The 15,806-nt window shown below is 66.8% G+C and carries 13 protein-coding genes; 4 read left to right on the top strand and 9 right to left on the bottom strand.

The features are described from left to right. Nucleotides 1-82 precede the first annotated feature (82 nt). The gene (gene algB / locus PI990_RS00585; protein WP_021218837.1) at nucleotides 83-1,429 is read left to right on the top strand and encodes a sigma-54-dependent response regulator transcription factor AlgB; all 1,347 of its coding nucleotides are present in this window, start codon (nucleotides 83-85) and stop codon (nucleotides 1,427-1,429) included. After that, nucleotides 1,426-3,201 (top strand): ATP-binding protein, encoded by a 1,776-nt coding sequence (locus PI990_RS00580; protein WP_043243836.1) that lies wholly within the window; start codon nucleotides 1,426-1,428, stop codon nucleotides 3,199-3,201. Before algB ends, PI990_RS00580 begins: the two co-directional genes overlap by 4 nt. Before the next feature lie 202 nt (nucleotides 3,202-3,403). Here the strand turns inward: PI990_RS00580 and PI990_RS00575 are convergent, their stop codons facing one another. From PI990_RS00575 to PI990_RS00565, 3 genes are all read right to left on the bottom strand, one after another. Next, on the bottom strand, nucleotides 3,404-4,216 hold the full coding sequence (locus PI990_RS00575) for an N-acetylmuramoyl-L-alanine amidase (RefSeq protein ID WP_271659558.1): 813 nt from the start codon (nucleotides 4,214-4,216) through the stop codon (nucleotides 3,404-3,406). Beyond that, the gene (locus tag PI990_RS00570; protein WP_271659557.1) at nucleotides 4,213-4,806 is read right to left on the bottom strand and encodes a MarC family protein; all 594 of its coding nucleotides are present in this window, start codon (nucleotides 4,804-4,806) and stop codon (nucleotides 4,213-4,215) included. The genes PI990_RS00575 and PI990_RS00570 overlap by 4 nt, the downstream gene beginning before the upstream one ends. Before the next feature lie 72 nt (nucleotides 4,807-4,878). After that, nucleotides 4,879-5,559 (bottom strand): hypothetical protein, encoded by a 681-nt coding sequence (locus PI990_RS00565; RefSeq protein WP_043243839.1) that lies wholly within the window; start codon nucleotides 5,557-5,559, stop codon nucleotides 4,879-4,881. Nucleotides 5,560-5,755: 196 nt separating this feature from the next. Between PI990_RS00565 and PI990_RS00560 the strand changes: the two genes are divergently transcribed. After that, the gene (locus tag PI990_RS00560; protein WP_271659556.1) at nucleotides 5,756-7,177 is read left to right on the top strand and encodes a DASH family cryptochrome; all 1,422 of its coding nucleotides are present in this window, start codon (nucleotides 5,756-5,758) and stop codon (nucleotides 7,175-7,177) included. A gap of 6 nt (nucleotides 7,178-7,183) precedes the next feature. Here PI990_RS00560 and PI990_RS00555 read toward each other — a convergent pair whose 3' ends face one another. The 5 genes from PI990_RS00555 to PI990_RS00535 all read right to left on the bottom strand — a co-directional run bounded on the left by PI990_RS00555 (nucleotide 7,184) and on the right by PI990_RS00535 (nucleotide 11,912). Further along, a complete protein-coding gene (locus PI990_RS00555; protein ID WP_271659555.1) occupies nucleotides 7,184-9,283 on the bottom strand; it encodes a GGDEF domain-containing protein in 2,100 nt (699 codons plus the stop codon). Beyond that, complete coding sequence (locus tag PI990_RS00550) at nucleotides 9,280-10,158, bottom strand: endonuclease/exonuclease/phosphatase family protein (protein ID WP_271659554.1); 879 nt, start codon at nucleotides 10,156-10,158, stop codon at nucleotides 9,280-9,282. Before PI990_RS00550 ends, PI990_RS00555 begins: the two co-directional genes overlap by 4 nt. 21 nt (nucleotides 10,159-10,179) lie before the next feature. Then, the gene (locus PI990_RS00545; protein ID WP_021219845.1) at nucleotides 10,180-10,809 is read right to left on the bottom strand and encodes a thiol:disulfide interchange protein DsbA/DsbL; all 630 of its coding nucleotides are present in this window, start codon (nucleotides 10,807-10,809) and stop codon (nucleotides 10,180-10,182) included. A 153-nt stretch (nucleotides 10,810-10,962) separates the two neighbouring features. Next, entirely contained in the window at nucleotides 10,963-11,568 is a 606-nt protein-coding gene (locus PI990_RS00540; RefSeq protein ID WP_021219846.1) for a c-type cytochrome, read from the bottom strand. Nucleotides 11,569-11,621: 53 nt separating this feature from the next. Beyond that, complete coding sequence (locus PI990_RS00535) at nucleotides 11,622-11,912, bottom strand: c-type cytochrome (RefSeq protein ID WP_031287843.1); 291 nt, start codon at nucleotides 11,910-11,912, stop codon at nucleotides 11,622-11,624. A gap of 175 nt (nucleotides 11,913-12,087) precedes the next feature. On the opposite strand from PI990_RS00535, the gene yihA reads away from it, so the two are divergent. Further along, complete coding sequence (gene yihA / locus PI990_RS00530; RefSeq protein ID WP_021219848.1) at nucleotides 12,088-12,735, top strand: ribosome biogenesis GTP-binding protein YihA/YsxC; 648 nt, start codon at nucleotides 12,088-12,090, stop codon at nucleotides 12,733-12,735. A 251-nt stretch (nucleotides 12,736-12,986) separates the two neighbouring features. Here the strand turns inward: yihA and polA are convergent, their stop codons facing one another. Continuing rightward, nucleotides 12,987-15,734, bottom strand: a complete 2,748-nt coding sequence (gene polA / locus PI990_RS00525; RefSeq protein WP_271659553.1) for a DNA polymerase I — start codon at nucleotides 15,732-15,734, stop codon at nucleotides 12,987-12,989. Nucleotides 15,735-15,806: the final 72 nt, after the last annotated feature.

The following is a 15,806-nucleotide window of genomic DNA, read 5'->3' as shown; positions in this document are numbered from 1 at the left end:
CAATACATGTATGAAAGGACCTTGCAACTTGCACGATAATTCCTGGACTAAGCGATACGACTGAACAATGCGGAGCGACAAAATGGCATCAGCAACGGAAACCAAGGGACGCATCCTGCTGGTCGACGATGAGTCGGCGATCCTGCGCACCTTCCGTTATTGCCTGGAAGACGAGGGTTACAGCGTGGCCACCGCCAGCAGTGCGGCACAGACCGAGGCCATCCTGCAGCGCCAGGTGTTCGACCTGTGCTTCCTCGACCTGCGCCTGGGCGATGACAACGGCCTGGATGTGCTTGCGCAGATCCGCGTGCAGGCCCCCTGGATGCGGGTGGTGATCGTCACCGCCCACTCGGCCGTGGACACCGCCGTGGACGCCATGCAGGCCGGCGCGGCCGACTACCTGGTGAAACCCTGCAGCCCCGACCAGCTGCGCCTTTCAGCCGCCAAGCAGCTGGAAGTGCGCCAGCTCACCGCGCGCCTGGAGGCCCTGGAGGGCGAGGTGCGCAAGCCGGGCGACGGCCTGGATTCGCAGAGCCCGGCGATGATGGCGGTGCTGGAAACCGCTCGCCAGGTGGCGGGCACCGACGCCAACATCCTCATCCTCGGCGAGTCCGGCACCGGCAAGGGCGAGCTGTCCCGGGCCATCCACGGCTGGAGCAAGCGGGCGAAGAAGGCCTGCGTGACCATCAACTGCCCGTCGCTGTCGGCGGAGCTGATGGAAAGCGAGCTGTTCGGCCATAGCCGCGGCGCCTTCACCGGGGCCAGCGAGAGCACCCTGGGTCGGGTCAACCAGGCCGACGGCGGCACGCTGTTTCTCGACGAGATCGGCGACTTTCCCCTCACCTTGCAACCCAAATTGCTGCGCTTCATCCAGGACAAGGAATACGAGCGGGTGGGCGACGCGGTGACCCGCCGCGCCGATGTGCGCATCCTCGCCGCCACCAACCTCAACCTCGATGAAATGGTCCGCGAGGGCCGCTTCCGCGAAGACCTGCTCTACCGCCTCAACGTCATCACCCTGCACCTGCCGCCCCTGCGCGAGCGCACCGAGGACCTGATCGGCCTGGCCGAGCGCTTCCTCGCCCGCTTCGTCAAGGACTACGCGCGCCCGGCACGCGGTTTCAGCGACGCGGCACGGGGTGCCCTGCTGGGCTACCACTGGCCCGGCAACGTGCGCGAGCTGCGCAACGTGATCGAGCGCGCCAGCATCATCTGCGGCCAGGAGCTGGTGGAAATCGCCCACCTGGGGCTGAGCGAAGCGCCGTCCAACAACGCCCCGCGCGTAGGAGCCTCCATGAGCCTGGAGGACCTGGAGAAGGCCCATATCGCAGCCGTGCTCGCGGCCAGCGAAACCCTCGACCAGGCCGCCAAGACCCTCGGAATCGACGCCTCGACGCTCTATCGCAAACGCAAGCAGTACGGTCTATGAAGCTGCCGATGAAGCTGCGGACGCGGCTTTTCCTCAGCATTTCGGCGCTGATCACCGTGGCCCTCCTGGGGCTGCTGCTGGGGCTGACCAGCGTCATGCAGCTGGCCCGTTCCCAGGAACGCCTGATCTCCTACAACTTCGCCACCATCGACCTGGGCGAAAAGTTGCGCACACACCTGGGCGACCAGTTGGTGAACCTGACCCGCGAACAGCCGGATATCCAGGCACTGCTCACCTCGCAGCAACGTTTCCTCGCCGTGGTGCAACAGGGCCTGATGAACGCCCGCGACGAGCAGACCCGTCAGGGCTTCCAGGCCATCGCCGACAGCTACGGCGAGTTCCTGCGGGTCAGCGAACGCAACACCGACCGCCGCGACGATGATTTCAGCCAGGCGTTGAACGACACCCGCAATGCCATGCTGGCGCTGCAGAAGCACGCCTTGCAGAGCGCCGCCGAGGCCGAGCAGTCGGCCCGCGAGCGCGCCGGCCTGGTGGCCACCCTGCTGGGCCTGCTGGGCATCGCCGTACTGCTGATCGGCTTCGTCACCGCCCACGGCATCGCCCGGCGCTTCGGCCAGCCCATCGAGGCCCTGGCCCGCGCCGCCGACCGCATCGGCCAGGGTGACTTCCAGGTGACCCTGCCGATTTCCACGGTCAGCGAGATGGCCTCCCTGAGCCGCCGCTTCGGCCTCATGGCCGAGGGCCTGCGGCTGTTCAAGGAAACCAATATCGAGAAGCTGCTGGCCGAGCAGCGCCGCCTGAAGGCGGTGCTCGACAGCATCGACGACGGCTTGCTGATCCTCGACCGCCAGGGCCGCATCGAACACGCCAACCCGGTGGCCCAGCGCCAGCTGGCCTGGGAGACCGAGCAGCTCGGCCAACCCCTGAGCCAGGCCTTGGGCGACCCGGCCATGGAGGCGCCTACCCAGCAGGTGCTGCGCGGCCAGCCTCTGGAGCAGGTGCCGCCGGACCTGGCCATCGAGGTCGAGGGCGAGAGCCGCCTGCTGAGCTGGCGCCTGACCCCGGTGAGCCTGGACGAGGAGCGCATCCTCGGTGCGGTGATGGTGCTGCGCGATGTCACCGAGCAGCGCGCCTTCGAGCGGGTGCGCAACGAGTTCGTGCTGCGCGCCTCCCACGAGCTGCGCACCCCGGTGACCGGCATGCAGATGGCCTTCGGGCTGCTGCGCGAACGCCTGGTCTTCGCCGAGGAGTCCCGCGAGTCCGACCTGCTGCTGACGGTGGACGAGGAGATGCAGCGCCTGGTGCGGCTGATCAACGACCTGCTGCACTTCTCCCGCTATCAGAACGGCATGCAGACCCTGACCCTGGCGCCCTGCGATATCGACGACCTGCTCGGCGCCCTGCGCACGCGCTTCCAGGAGCCGGCGCAGAACAAGGGCATCAGCATCGAGCTGGACCTGCAGGAGCCGCTGCCCCGCGTGCCCATCGACCGCCCCCAGGTGGAGCGGGTGCTGGACAACCTGGTGAGCAACGCGATCCGCCACACGCCCAATGGCGGGCATATCCGCCTGCAGTCGCGGCGCCATGGCGAGCGGGTGATCCTCAGCGTCGAGGACAACGGCGAAGGCGTGCCCTACAGCCAGCAGGCGCGCATCTTCGAGCCCTTCGTGCAACTGGGCAGCTACACCGGCGGCGGCGTTGGCCTCGGCCTGGCGCTGTGCAAGGAGATCGTCCAGCTCCACGGCGGCCGCATCGGCATCTACTCGCGCCCCGGCGAAGGCGCGCAGTTCTACCTGGCGCTGCCGCTCTAGCGGCGGGCTTGAACGCTATTTGGAGGATGGGTAGAGCGAAGCGAAACCCATCACCTCGTCGCGGCAGGGGCGGGTAGAGGGTGCGGCGCCAGCAGGCGAAGGGGGCTGCACGATGAGGAGGGTCGCGTCCGAGCGAGATCACTCAGGTAAAGCCCACCGTCATCACGCCAGCCACCGACCGGTGCTAGGCGCGATTCGAGCGTCAGTAGAACGTAACGGGACGGAGCGGCAGTGCCTCGCCCGGCATGCGGTTGAGCACCAGCAGCAGGGCGGCGGTCTCGGCGTCGGGCTGGCCGTCGAACAGGTGGGGGCGGTACTTCATCTGGAAGGCGGCGATGACATTGCGCGTGGCCTCGTCCAGCTGGCCGTTGCGCGGCACCGGATAACCCTGGCGGGCCAGCTGCATCTGGAACCAGCCGACGGTGGGCAGCGCCTGGGCGAAGCGCGCCTGCTCGGCCGCCACGGCGGAGGCTTCCGGCCAGGGCACCAGGCCGGCCTCGGCGAGGCGTTTCCAGGGGAACAGTGGGCCCGGGTCGACCTTGCGCTGGGGGGCGATGTCGCTGTGGCCGATGATGCTGCCCAGGGGCAGGTTGTGGCGTTTGACGATGTCCTTGAGCAGCACGATGAGCGCGTCGATCTGCTGGTCGTCGAAGGGCTGCCAGTTGCGCCCGGTGGGGGTCTGCTCGTAGCCCTCGTTGACCAGTTCGATGCCGATGGTGCTCGCATTCAACCAGGTGCGCCCCTGCCACTCGCTCTGTCCGGCGTGCCAGGCGCGGCGGTTCTCGTCCACCAACTGGTAAATGGTCGGCGGCTGGGCGCCGATCAGGTAGTGCGCACTGACCTCGCCGTGGGTGAGCAGCGCCAGGGAGCGCGGCAGGTCGGTGGAGGTGTAGTGCAGCACGACGTATTGCACGCGGCTGTTCTGGTTGACCGAGGTCTGGCTGCGATCGATGCGCGGGCCGCTGGTGCAACCGGCGAGCAGGGCCAGCAACAGGCCGAGGGCTAGGGTTTTCATGGGGTGATGTGTAGCACGCTTTGCAGGTTGTCCAGGAGCATGTCGACACTGAGCATGATCAGCAACATGCCGGTCAGGCGCTCCACCGCCATCAGCCCGCGCTGGCCGAGGAAGCGCTGCAGGAAGGCTGCCTGGAGCAGGATCAGGGCGGTGCAGGCCCAGGCCACCAGCACGGCGATGTAGAGCTCCCAGAGCTCGCCCTGGTGGGTGTTGCGCAGGGTCATCAGCACCGCCAGCGCGGAGGGGCCGGCCACTGCCGGGGTGGCCAGGGGCACCAGCATGGGTTCGCCGTCCGGCAGGTCGCCGAGCACGCCCTCGGGCCGCGGGAAGATCAGGCGCAGGGCGATGATGAAGAGAATGATGCCGCCGGCGATGGCGATCGCCTCGCGGGACAGGCCGAGGCCACTGAGGATGTTTTCGCCGAAGGTGAGGAACAGCAGCAGCAGGCCGAGGGCGAACACCAGCTCACGCAGGGCCACCTTGAGCCGGCGCTCCGGCGCCACGTTCTTCAGGGCGGCGAGGAAGATGGCGATGTTGCCGAATGGGTCGGTGACCAGAAAGATCAGCACGGCGATGCCGAGAATTTCCATGGGCGCTCCTCAACTGAAGGACGAAGTGTAAAGGGCGCTGGCGGCGACGTCTCGCCGCCGTGCCGATCGGGGTCAGAAGTGGTACTTGAGCGTGCCGTTGACCGCGCGTTGCTCGCGGGAGGCGTTGCCGCGCACGTCGTCCAGCTCGCTGTAGCCACCGCTCTGCTGCAGGTACTGGATGCCGAGGAATAGCTGGCGACCCTGGGCGAAGAAGTAGTCGCCGGCATCGAAGCTCAGCTGCGGGCTGAAGCTCAGGCCCTGTTCGCGGTCGCCTTCGGCACCGGCCCAGTCGAGGCCGCCATCGAGCATCCAGCTGGCCTCGCCGAGGCGGAAGGCATAGGCCCAGGCGCCGCTGAACTGCACGCTGTGGCCGGGTTCGTCCTGGTCGTCGCGGTCGTAGAGGCTTAGGGTCAGGTAGTCGAAGCCGGGGGCCTGCAGGTCGAAGGCCGGGCCGAGCAGGTTGCCGCCCTGGCCAGGCGCCGGGGCCGCCTGGGCACCGCTGAGGCGCATCTGCAGGGGCGCCGGGGTGTGGCCGGGCAGCTCCGCCAGGGCCTTGGGCGAGAGGCCGGCGGTGAAGGCCGGGCGCTCGGTGGCGAAGCTGAGGAAGCTCTCGCCGGCGGAATAGGGCAGGGTGGAGAACTGCAGGTTGCTGTCCTGCAGGTGCAGCAATTCGTTGCCGGCGACCTGAACGGCGCCGAAGGTCAGGGCAAAACCACCCAACCAGCTGGCGATACGGGAAAAGGAAAGACGCATTGACGATGTCTCCACAGGTGAATGCAGGCAGGGCCCGCGAAAAAAGGGGCGGATTATACGCAGCTCCCGGCCCGACGGCAGCAACGCCACCGGTCATCCTCCCGGCGGCACTGTTCAAGCCCGGCGAAAAGCCTATAACGTCTAGAAGCCAGCGGAATCAGTTGGCATAGGGAAATGCCTGCCGAGGATTTACGTCATGCGTCGTACTCTGCTCTGGTTCAAACAGGATCTGCGCCTCGATGATCACCCCGCCGTGCAAGCGGCGCTGGCGGCCGATTGCGTCCTGCCGCTGTTCGTTTTCGACCCGACCCTGCTGCGCCCGGGCGACCTCGGCATCCGCCGCATGGGCGTGCACCGTGCGCGCTTCCAACTGGAGAGCCTCACCGCCCTGGACGCCGAGCTGCGCCAGCGCGGCTCGCGCCTGCTGGTGGTGCAGGGCAACGCCGCGCAGGTGATCCCGGCGCTGCTGGAACACCTGGACCTGAACGAAGTACTGACCCTGGAGGAGGTGGCGCCCCAGGAACGCACCCTGGTGGAGGAGCTGCGTCAGGCACTCGGCGACATTCCGCTGCGTGAGCTGGCCGGCAACAGCCTGCTGCGCCGCGAGGAGCTGCCGACCCCGGTGGAGCACCTGCCGGCGGTGTTCAGCCAGTTCCGCGAGCAGGTGGAGCAGCGCCCCAGCGTCTATCAACCACGCTCGGCCCCGGCGGCCTTGCCGCCCCTGCCCGAAGCGGTGGAGCCGCTCTTCGAACCCCTGCCGACGCCAACCCGCCTGGGTCTGGGTGAGCCGGTCGGCCTGCCCATCAGCGCCTTCCCCTTTTCCGGCGGCGAGGTCGCGGCACTGGCGCGACTGCGCGATTACCTGTGGGCGACCCAGGGCGTCCGCACCTACCAGGAGAATCGCAACGGCATGGTGGGCAGCGAGTACTCCTCCAAGTTCTCGCCCTGGCTGGCCAACGGCAGCCTCTCGCCGCGCCGCGTCGCCGCCGAGCTGCGCCGCCACGAGGCGCAGTACGGCGCCAACGCCTCCACCCACCAGCTGTGGCAACAATTGCTATGGCGTGACTACTTCCGCTGGACCCTGCTGCGCCATGGCCGCGCGCTGTTCGAAGCCGGCGGCCTGAAGGCCACGGTGCGCGCACCGCAGCAGCTGGACGAACGCTTCGAACGCTGGTGCCAGGGCCGCACCGGCATGCCGCTGGTGGACGCCAGCATGCGCGAGCTGGCAGCCACGGGCTTCATGTCCAACCGCGGCCGCCAGGTGGTGGCCGCCTACCTGGTGCACGACCTGGAGCAGGACTGGCGCCATGGCGCCGCCTGGTTCGAAGAACACCTGCTGGATTACGACCCGGCGAGCAACTGGGGCAACTGGGCCTACCTGGCCGGCGTGGCCAGCGATCCACGGCGCAGCCAGGCCTTCAACGCGCTGCGCCAGGCCCGGCATTACGACCCGGATGCGACCTATGTGAGCCTGTGGTTGCCAGAGCTGCGAGCGCTGCCCCAGGCGTTGCGGCATACACCCTTCCAGCTCTCGCGCCTGCAGCTGGACGCCCTGGACTACCCGCGCCTGGAGCACGTGCCGGAAGACTGGAAGCCCTACCTGACCCACGCCGCCTGAGGCGGCTCAGCCCAGTTCGATACGATTGCGACCTTCGCGCTTGGCGCGGTAGAGCGCCTGGTCGGCGCGTTCGAACGCCTGCTCGTCCTTCTCGCCCTCGACGAAGGACACCAGCCCTCCCGACAGCGTGATGGTCACCGGCTCGCCCTTGAAGTGAAAGGGGCATTGCTCGATGGCCGAGCGCAGGGTGTCGAGCAATTGCTGGCCACCCTCCAGCGGCGTGGCGGGGAGCAGCAGGACGAACTCCTCCCCACCGAAGCGGGCGATGAAGTCGGTCTTGCGCAGGCGCTTGGCGATCTCGCCGGCGATGATCTTGAGCACCTTGTCGCCGGCCAGGTGGCCGTAGTTGTCGTTGATGCGCTTGAAGTGGTCGATGTCCAGCACCGCCAGCAGCAGCTCGCCGCCATAGCGCTTCCAGCGCGCCACTTCCAGTTCCAGGCGCTCGCTCCAGGCGGCCCGGTTGGGCAGGCCGGTGAGCGGGTCGCTGAGGGCTTTCTGCCGCTGTTCTTCCAGGTGGTCGCGGAAGGAACTGGCTTCCTGTTCCATGGTGGCGACGCGATCCACCAGCACCTTGAGGCGCCCGCCGACTTCTTCTTCGCGGGCAGCGCGCTGGCGCTGGTAGTCGTTCATGGTGCTGAGCAGGCCGTCGAGGCGCTTTTCCACGGCGCGCTTGAGGTCGTCCAGGTCGGTGGCGTCCTGCACACTGTTTTGCAGGTCGCTGACCTGCTCACGCAATTGGTCGTCGAGCACGCGCGCGCTTTCCAGGGTCTCGCTGTAACCCTCCTGGGCGGCGGAAATGGAAGCGACGAAGGCGACCAGGCGCTCGTTGAGCTGCTTGAGGTAGATGGCGAAGTCACGGTGCTCGCTGTTGGTGACGGCCAGCACCAGCACGGCGAGGTCGTCCAGCACGGGCACCAGTTCGTACCAGTTCAGGCCACCTACCAGACGCTCGCGAAGGGCTTCTCCCTGGGGCTTGTGGCGCTCGGGCAGGTCGAGCTCGTCCAGCAGCCCGCGCAGGCTGGCGGCGACGTGGGGCGCGACGGCGCTGTAGCCGGGTTCGGGCGGCGTGGGCAGCGCGTAGCCCGGGTCGCCTTCGCCGGTGAGCAGCGCCGCCGGCAATGGCAGGCTGTCGAGGCGCGGCGTCAGGCTTGGGCTGACACCATCGGCCAGCGCGGTGACAGGCGCCGGAGCGGCTGCAGCGAGTGGCTCGACCGGGGCGGCAGGAGCAACCTCGGGCACAAGGGGCGCAACCACCGGCGCCGCTTCGGCGACCACCTGGGCCGAGGCAGACTGCTCGGTGGCGGCTGCCGGGGTAGGTACGGGGGCCTGGGCAGGAGCTGGGGCAGGCGCCGGAGCGGGAGCCGCAGCCACGGGGGCCGGCTCAACGGTAGGCGGCACGTCGGGAGCTGGCACGACAGGAGCCGGGGCGGCAGCGAGCGCCTGGGCCGGCGGTGCGGGCTCGTCGTCCAGCGGGGGCGCGGCCTGCAATGCGGCAGGTGCCGGGACGGCCGGTGGTGGAGCCAGGGCATCACCTGTCGGCAGCGCGGCGGCAGCGGGCTGGGCGTCTTCGGTGGCGTCACCCTGGCTGCCGAACAGACGCTGCAGCAGGCCGGGCTTGGGCGCGGCAGGGTCGGTGTTGGCGATCTCGTCGAGGGCACGCTGTTGCAGGCCGCTGAGCTCGCCGAGGAGGGCAGGCATCTCACGCGCCTGGCTGGCGCGCTCGTCGATGCGCTTGGCGAACTGCTTGAGGGATTTGCGCACGTCACGCGGCACATCCAGCTTGAGCAGCTGGTTGGTCAGCCCGGTGAGGGCGCCGACGTTCTGGTCGATCCGTTGCTGGCGACGCTGCTCGGAATCCAGCACGGCCTTTTCCAGGCGCGGGATCAGGGCGGAGAGGCCGGCGTCTATCTGGTCGCCACGGATGATCTCGCGCAGCTCCTGCATGCACTGGTCGACGGCCTTGTCGCTGCCTTCGGCGGCGAGGGAGCTGCGCACCAGGCCACGGCGCAGGAGATCGAGGCGGGCGTCCCAGCGACGCTCCAGCTTCTCCTGCTGCTCGAGGCTCTGCAGGTACTTTTCTTTCCAGCGCTGGCCGTCGTCGCTCATGAAGGTGATCCGTCGGGAGTGTCCACCAGGGCCGGCAACGCATCCCCGGTAAGGGACGTGGGCAGGCGGATGTCCACCGCCACTGGCAGGTGGTCGGAGATGGGTTGGCTGAGGACCTGCACGCGCTCCAGGGTCAGGCTGGGGCTGAGCAGGATGTGGTCGAGGCAGCGCTGCGGGCGCCAGCTCGGGAAAGTGGCCTCGACCTGTGGCGCGAGCAGCCCGAGGTCACGCAGGGGCGAGTTCTGCAGCAGGTCGTTGGCATGGGTGTTCATGTCGCCCATCAGCACCTGGTGGCGGTAGCCACCGATGAGCTCGCGGATGTAGGCGAGCTGGCGGGTGCGGGCCTTGGTGCCCAGGGCCAGGTGCATCATCACCACCACCAGTGCGTCCTCGCCCTCGCCGAAGCGCATAAGGATGGCGCCGCGCCCAGGCGGGCCGGGCAGGGGGTGGTCTTCCAGCTGGGTCGGCTGCAGGCGGCTGAGCAAGCCGTTGCTGTGCTGGGCGATGCGCCCGAGGTTGCGGTTGAGCTGTTGGTACCAGAAAGGGAAATCGGCCAGGTGGGCGAGGTGCTCGACCTGATTGACGTAGCCGGAACGCAGGCTGCCACCGTCGACTTCCTGCAGGGCCACGAGGTCGAAATCGCCGAGCAGGGCACCGATGCGCTGCAGGTTGCTGGCGCGGCCGGCGTGGGGAAGCAGGTGCTGCCAGCTGCGGGTCAGGTAGTGGCGGTAACGGCCGGTGCTGATGCCGACCTGGATGTTGAAGCTGAGCAGCCGAAGGCGGCCATCCTTTGGGAGGCCGCTGGAGCCACAATGAGGATTGACCTGCGGAGCCCGCAGGCCAGCGGTTCGATCATTGCTCCAGCGGCGCAGCATCTTCGCTCTGCCGGGCGCCGCTTACTTCGCGGCGCGCTCCTTGGCGATGAGGAAGTCGGCCACCTGGGTGGCCTGCTCGAGACCGCCCGAGGAGCCGATGTCGAAGCGGTACTTGCCGTTGACGATCAGGGTCGGTACGCCGGAGATCTGGTACGCCATGGCGAGCTTCTTGGCCTTCTCCATCTGGCTCTTCACGCCGAAGGAGTTGTAGGCCTTGATGAAGGCCGCCTTGTCGACGCCCTGGCCAGCGAGGAACTCGGCCATCTCGTCGGGGGTGGAGAGCTTCTTGCCTTCCTTATGGATAGCTTCGAACACGGCTTTGTGCACGGCGTGCTCGACGCCCATGCTTTCCAGGGTAATGAACAGTTGGCCGTGGACGTTCCACACGCCACCGAACATGGCGGGGATGCGTACGAAGTTGACGTCCTCCGGCAGCTTCTCGGTCCAGGCGTTCAGGGTGGGTTCGAATTGGTAGCAGTGAGGGCAGCCGTACCAGAACAGTTCCACCACCTCGATCTTGCCGGGCTTGGAAATCGGGACCGGGCTGCTCAGTTCGACGTACTGTTTGCCGGCCTGGATATCCTCGGCCTGTGCGGTCATGCCGAAAAGGCTCGCACTGGCAAGAACGGCGGAAAGAATCAGGTTACGCATGCTCAACTCCTAAGCGGGTCATATGGTTCTGCGGCGGGCCTTGCTTCGACCGATCGCGTTGCGTCGGGTTCCGGCAATTGTAGCGGGGGCGCCAATGAAAAAGGGTGGCCATGGCCACCCTTTTATTTACCGTTTTCTACCGCTGGGCCGGACTTAGTGCAGGCCCTGAATGTAGCTGGAGACGGCTTCGATGTCCTTGTTGCTCAGCTTCGCGGCGATGGCGCGCATGATCATGTTGTCGCCATCGTTGGTGCGGTTGCCTTCGCGGAAGTCGGTCAGCTGCTTGGCCACGTACTGGGCATGCTGGCCACCCAGGTGCGGGAAGCCGGCAGCGGCGTTGCCGGCACCGTTCGGGGAGTGGCAACCGGTGCAGGAGGGCATACCTTCTTCCAGTTTGCCGCCGCGGAACAGCGCTTCACCGCGCGCGACCAGCTTGGGATCGGCGGCGCCGACACTGCCGGACTGGCTGGCGAAGTAGGCGGCGATGTCGGCCAGGTCCTGATCGCTCAGGTTGGTCAGCAGGCCGGTCATTTCCAGGACCTGGCGGTTGCCGGACTTGATGTCGTGCATCTGCTTGAGCAGATAGCGCTCGCCCTGGCCAGCCAGTTTCGGGAAGTTGGGGGCAGCGCTGTTGCCGTCCGGGCCATGGCAGGCACCACATACGGCAGCTTTCGCCTGACCGGCTTTGGCGTCGCCAGCGGCGTGGGCCAGACCGGTGATGCCCAGGGTCAACAGCAGACTCACGAGTACTTTGTTCATCAGCTAATCCAATTACGGCTAAGGGTGAAAGAGTTAGCGCCGGGCCACCTTGATTATTGGCTCATCCACTGGATGACCGCTTGGTAGTCCTCGGCACTGCAGTCCATGCACAAGCCTCGGGGAGGCATGGCGTTCAAACCATTGGTGACGCTCTTGACCAGAGCATCGTTGCCCTTGGCCAGACGCGGCTCCCAGGCGGCCTTGTCGCCTTTTTTCGGCGCCATAGGCAGTTGACCGTTGTGGCAGGCACTGCAGGTCCGGTTGTAAACCGCTTCCGGATCCTGAGCAGCCTGCGCGCCAAAGGCCAGCGCCGCAAGGCTTGCGACGAGTAGCACTTTCTTCATGATCAACCTCATCAGAGGGGCCCTGCCATGCGTTCTGTCGCGCAACGGTCAGTCCCGTGAACACTGAACCCTGGGGGATAAAGCGCACACTAAATCTGCGGCATTATATACTGGCGATGCTCAAACGGAAACGAAACAGCCCCCTGCGACACCGCGTCGCACCCGTGGACACCTCATGTCATTCAAGAACCCGATCATCGGTCTGTGCCAACAGGCCCGCTTTCTCATCAGTGCCGCCAAGGTGGATCAGTGCCCTCCCGACGAAGGTCTGGAAGTGGCGTTCGCCGGGCGTTCCAACGCCGGCAAGTCCAGCGCGCTGAATACCCTCACCCACGCCAGCCTGGCACGCACCTCGAAAACCCCGGGGCGCACCCAGTTGCTCAACTTCTTCTCCCTGGACGACCAGCGTCGCCTGGTGGACCTGCCCGGCTATGGCTACGCCAAGGTGCCGATCCCGCTCAAGCAGCACTGGCAGCGCCACCTGGAAGCCTACCTGAGCAGCCGCGAAAGCCTGGCCGGACTGATCCTGATGATGGACATCCGCCATCCGCTGACCGACTTCGACCGGCTGATGCTCGACTGGTCCAGCGCCGGCAACATGCCCATGCACATCCTCCTGACCAAGGCCGACAAGCTGGCCTTCGGCGCCGCGAAGAACGCGCTGCTGAAGGTTCAGCAGGACATCCGCAAAGGTTGGGGCGAGGGCGTGACCATCCAGCTGTTCTCGGCACCCAAGCGCCAGGGCATCGAGGAAGCGCAAGCGGTGCTGGCCAACTGGCTGCAACTGGGCGAGGAATTCGAGCAGGTCGAGCCGGAGGCCTGAATCGCAGGCAAAAAAAACCCCGAGCTTCGTATGGGGAGGGGGAAGTTCGGGGTTCAAGTCTGAACCGCTAGGGCGGGGTTCAGATATCTGCCAACACTAAACACAGCAAAAGGAGCATCGAAGGCTTCACCAGCCATTCCCATCCTCTGACCCTGTGCCCAGGTATAAAGTTCACCGCCCCGCTGAAAACCGTTCGTTATTAGAGCCTCCTGCTTTATGCGCAGGAGGTCTATGCCAGGAATGGCGCCGGCTCAGTGCGCCTCGTCCCAGTTGTCGCCCACGCCCACTTCCACCAGCAGCGGTACATCCAGCTGCGCCGCATCGCTCATCAGCGGGCGGATAGCGTCGCGCACCTGGTCCACCAGGTCCTCGCGCACTTCCAGCACCAGTTCGTCGTGGACCTGGAGGATGACCCGCGCATCGATGGCGGACTCCGTCAGCCAGTTATCCACAGCCACCATGGCGCGCTTCATGATGTCGGCCGCGGTGCCCTGCATCGGCGCGTTGATCGCGGTGCGTTCGGCGCCCTTGCGCATGGCCTGGTTCTTCGAGTTGATCTCCGGCAGGTACAGGCGACGGCCGAACAGCGTCTCGACGAAGCCCTGCTGGGCCGCCTGCTCGCGGGTGCGTTCCATGTAGGCGAGCACGCCGGGGTAACGGGCGAAGTAGCGGTCGATATAGGCCTGGGATTGCTTGCGGTCGACGCCGATCTGCTTGGCCAGGCCGAAGGCGCTCATGCCATAGATAAGGCCGAAGTTGATCGCCTTGGCGCTGCGGCGCTGGTCGTTGCTGACCTGCTCCAGCTCGACGCCGAAGACTTCCGCCGCCGTCGCCCGGTGCACGTCGCGGTCATGGCGGAAGGCATCCAGCAGCCCTTCGTCCTTGGCCAGGTGGGCCATGATGCGCAGCTCGATCTGCGAGTAGTCCGCCGCCAACAGCTTGTAGCCCTTGGGCGCGACGAAGGCCTGGCGGATGCGCCGGCCCTCGGCGGTGCGGATCGGGATATTCTGCAGGTTCGGGTCAGTGGAGGACAGGCGCCCGGTGGCCGCCACCGCCTGGTGGTAGGAGGTGTGGATGCGCCCGGTGCGCGGGTTGATCTGCTCCGGCAGCTTGTCGGTGTAGGTGCTCTTGAGCTTGCTCACGGTGCGGTACTGCATGATCACCTTGGGCAGCTCGAAGTCCTGCTCGGCCAGCTCCGCCAGCACGTTCTCGGCGGTGGACGGCTGGCCGGTGGCGGTCTTGGACAGCACCGGCAGGCCCAGCTTCTCGTAGAGGATGGCGCCGAGCTGCTTGGGCGAGCCGAGGTTGAACTCCTGGCCGGCCAGCTCATAGGCCTGGCGCTCCAGCTCCACCATGCGCGCGCCCAGCTCAATGCTCTGCTGACCGAGCAGCTTGGCGTCGACATAGGCACCGTTGCGCTCGATACGCGCCAGCACCGGTACCAGCGGCATCTCGATATCGCGGAACACCGAAGCCAGCGAAGGCACGGCTTCCAGCTTCTGCCACAGCGTCTGGTGAAGCCGCAGGGTCACGTCGGCATCCTCGGCGGCGTAGGGGCCGGCCTGCTCGATGGCGATCTGGTCGAAGGTCAGCTGCTTGGCGCCCTTGCCGGCGATGTCCTCGAAGCGGATGGTGCTTTGGCCGAGGTACTTCAGTGCCAGGCTGTCCATGTCGTGGCGGGTGGCGGTGGAGTCCAGCACATAGGATTCGAGCATGGTGTCGAACGCGATGCCCTGCATGAGGATGGGCGTCGAGGCGTTGGCCAATACGTTCATGTCGTACTTGGCATGCTGGCCGATCTTGCCCTTGGCCGGGTCTTCCAGCAGCGGCTTGAGGGCCTTGAGCACGGCGTCGCGGTCCAGCTGGTCGGGCACACCCATATAGGAGTGGACCAGCGGTACATAGGCCGCCTCGTGCGGGCTGACGGCGAAGGACACGCCCACCACCTGCGCCTGCTGCGGGTCGAGGCTGGTGGTTTCGGTGTCGAAGGCGAACAGCGGCGCGTCCTGCAGCTTCTTCAGCCAGGCATCGAACTGCGCCTGTTCCAGCACGGTTTCATAGCGGGTCTCGACCGCATCGGCCGGCGCTGCGGGCGGCGGCAGCGTCTCGCCGGCGGCCTTGGCCTGGCGCTGCAGGTCATCCAGGCCGGTCTTGAATTCCAGGGTGCGGTACAGCTCGGTCAGAGCCTCCACGTCCGGCTCGCCGGGGTGCAGCGCCTCGATCTCGACGCTCAGCTCGACGTCGCACTTGATGGTCGCCAGCTTGTAGGAGAGGTAGGCCATCTCCTTGTGCTCTTCGAGCTTGGCCGGCAGCCCCTTGGCGCCGCGGATCGCCAGCTCGGGCACCTTGTCGAGGTTGGCGTAGAGCACGTCCAGGCCGCCACCGACGCCGGTCAGCAGGCCCAGGGCGGTCTTTTCACCGACGCCGGGCACGCCCGGGATGTTGTCGACCTTGTCGCCCATCAGGGCCAGGTAATCGATGATCAGCTCAGGACCGACGCCGAATTTCTCTTTCACGCCATCGATGTCCAGCACGCTACCGGTCATGGTGTTGACCAGCGTAATGTGCCCGTCGACCAGCTGCGCCATGTCCTTGTCGCCGGTGGAGATCACCACCGCACGGCCCAGCGCCGCGCTCTGCCGGGCCAGGGTGCCGATCACGTCGTCGGCCTCCACGCCCTCCACGCACAGCAGCGGCAGGCCCAGGGCGCGCACGGTGGCGTGCAGCGGTTCGACCTGCACCCGCAGCTCGTCGGGCATCGACGGCCGGTTGGCCTTGTACTCGGCGAACATCTCGTCGCGGAAGGTTCCGCCCTTGGCGTCGAAGACCACCGCGAAGGGGCTGTCCGGGTACTGCTTGCGCAGGCTCTTGAGCATGTTCAGCACGCCCTTGACGGCACCCGTCGGCAGGCCGGCGGAGGTGGTCAGCGGAGGCAGGGCATGAAAGGCACGGTACAGGTAGGAGGAACCGTCCACCAGGACGAGAGGGGCTTGGCTCATGCGTGAATTCAACCTTTATTCGCCGGACCCGCAGTAGAATGGCCCGATCATTGACGATAAGGGACAAGGTTA

The sequence above is a fragment of the Pseudomonas sp. TUM22785 genome, from assembly GCF_028198105.1.
GTDB classification, from domain to species: Bacteria; Pseudomonadota; Gammaproteobacteria; order Pseudomonadales; family Pseudomonadaceae; genus Metapseudomonas; species Metapseudomonas solani.
This window is presented reverse-complemented; position numbering and strand designations above follow the sequence as displayed.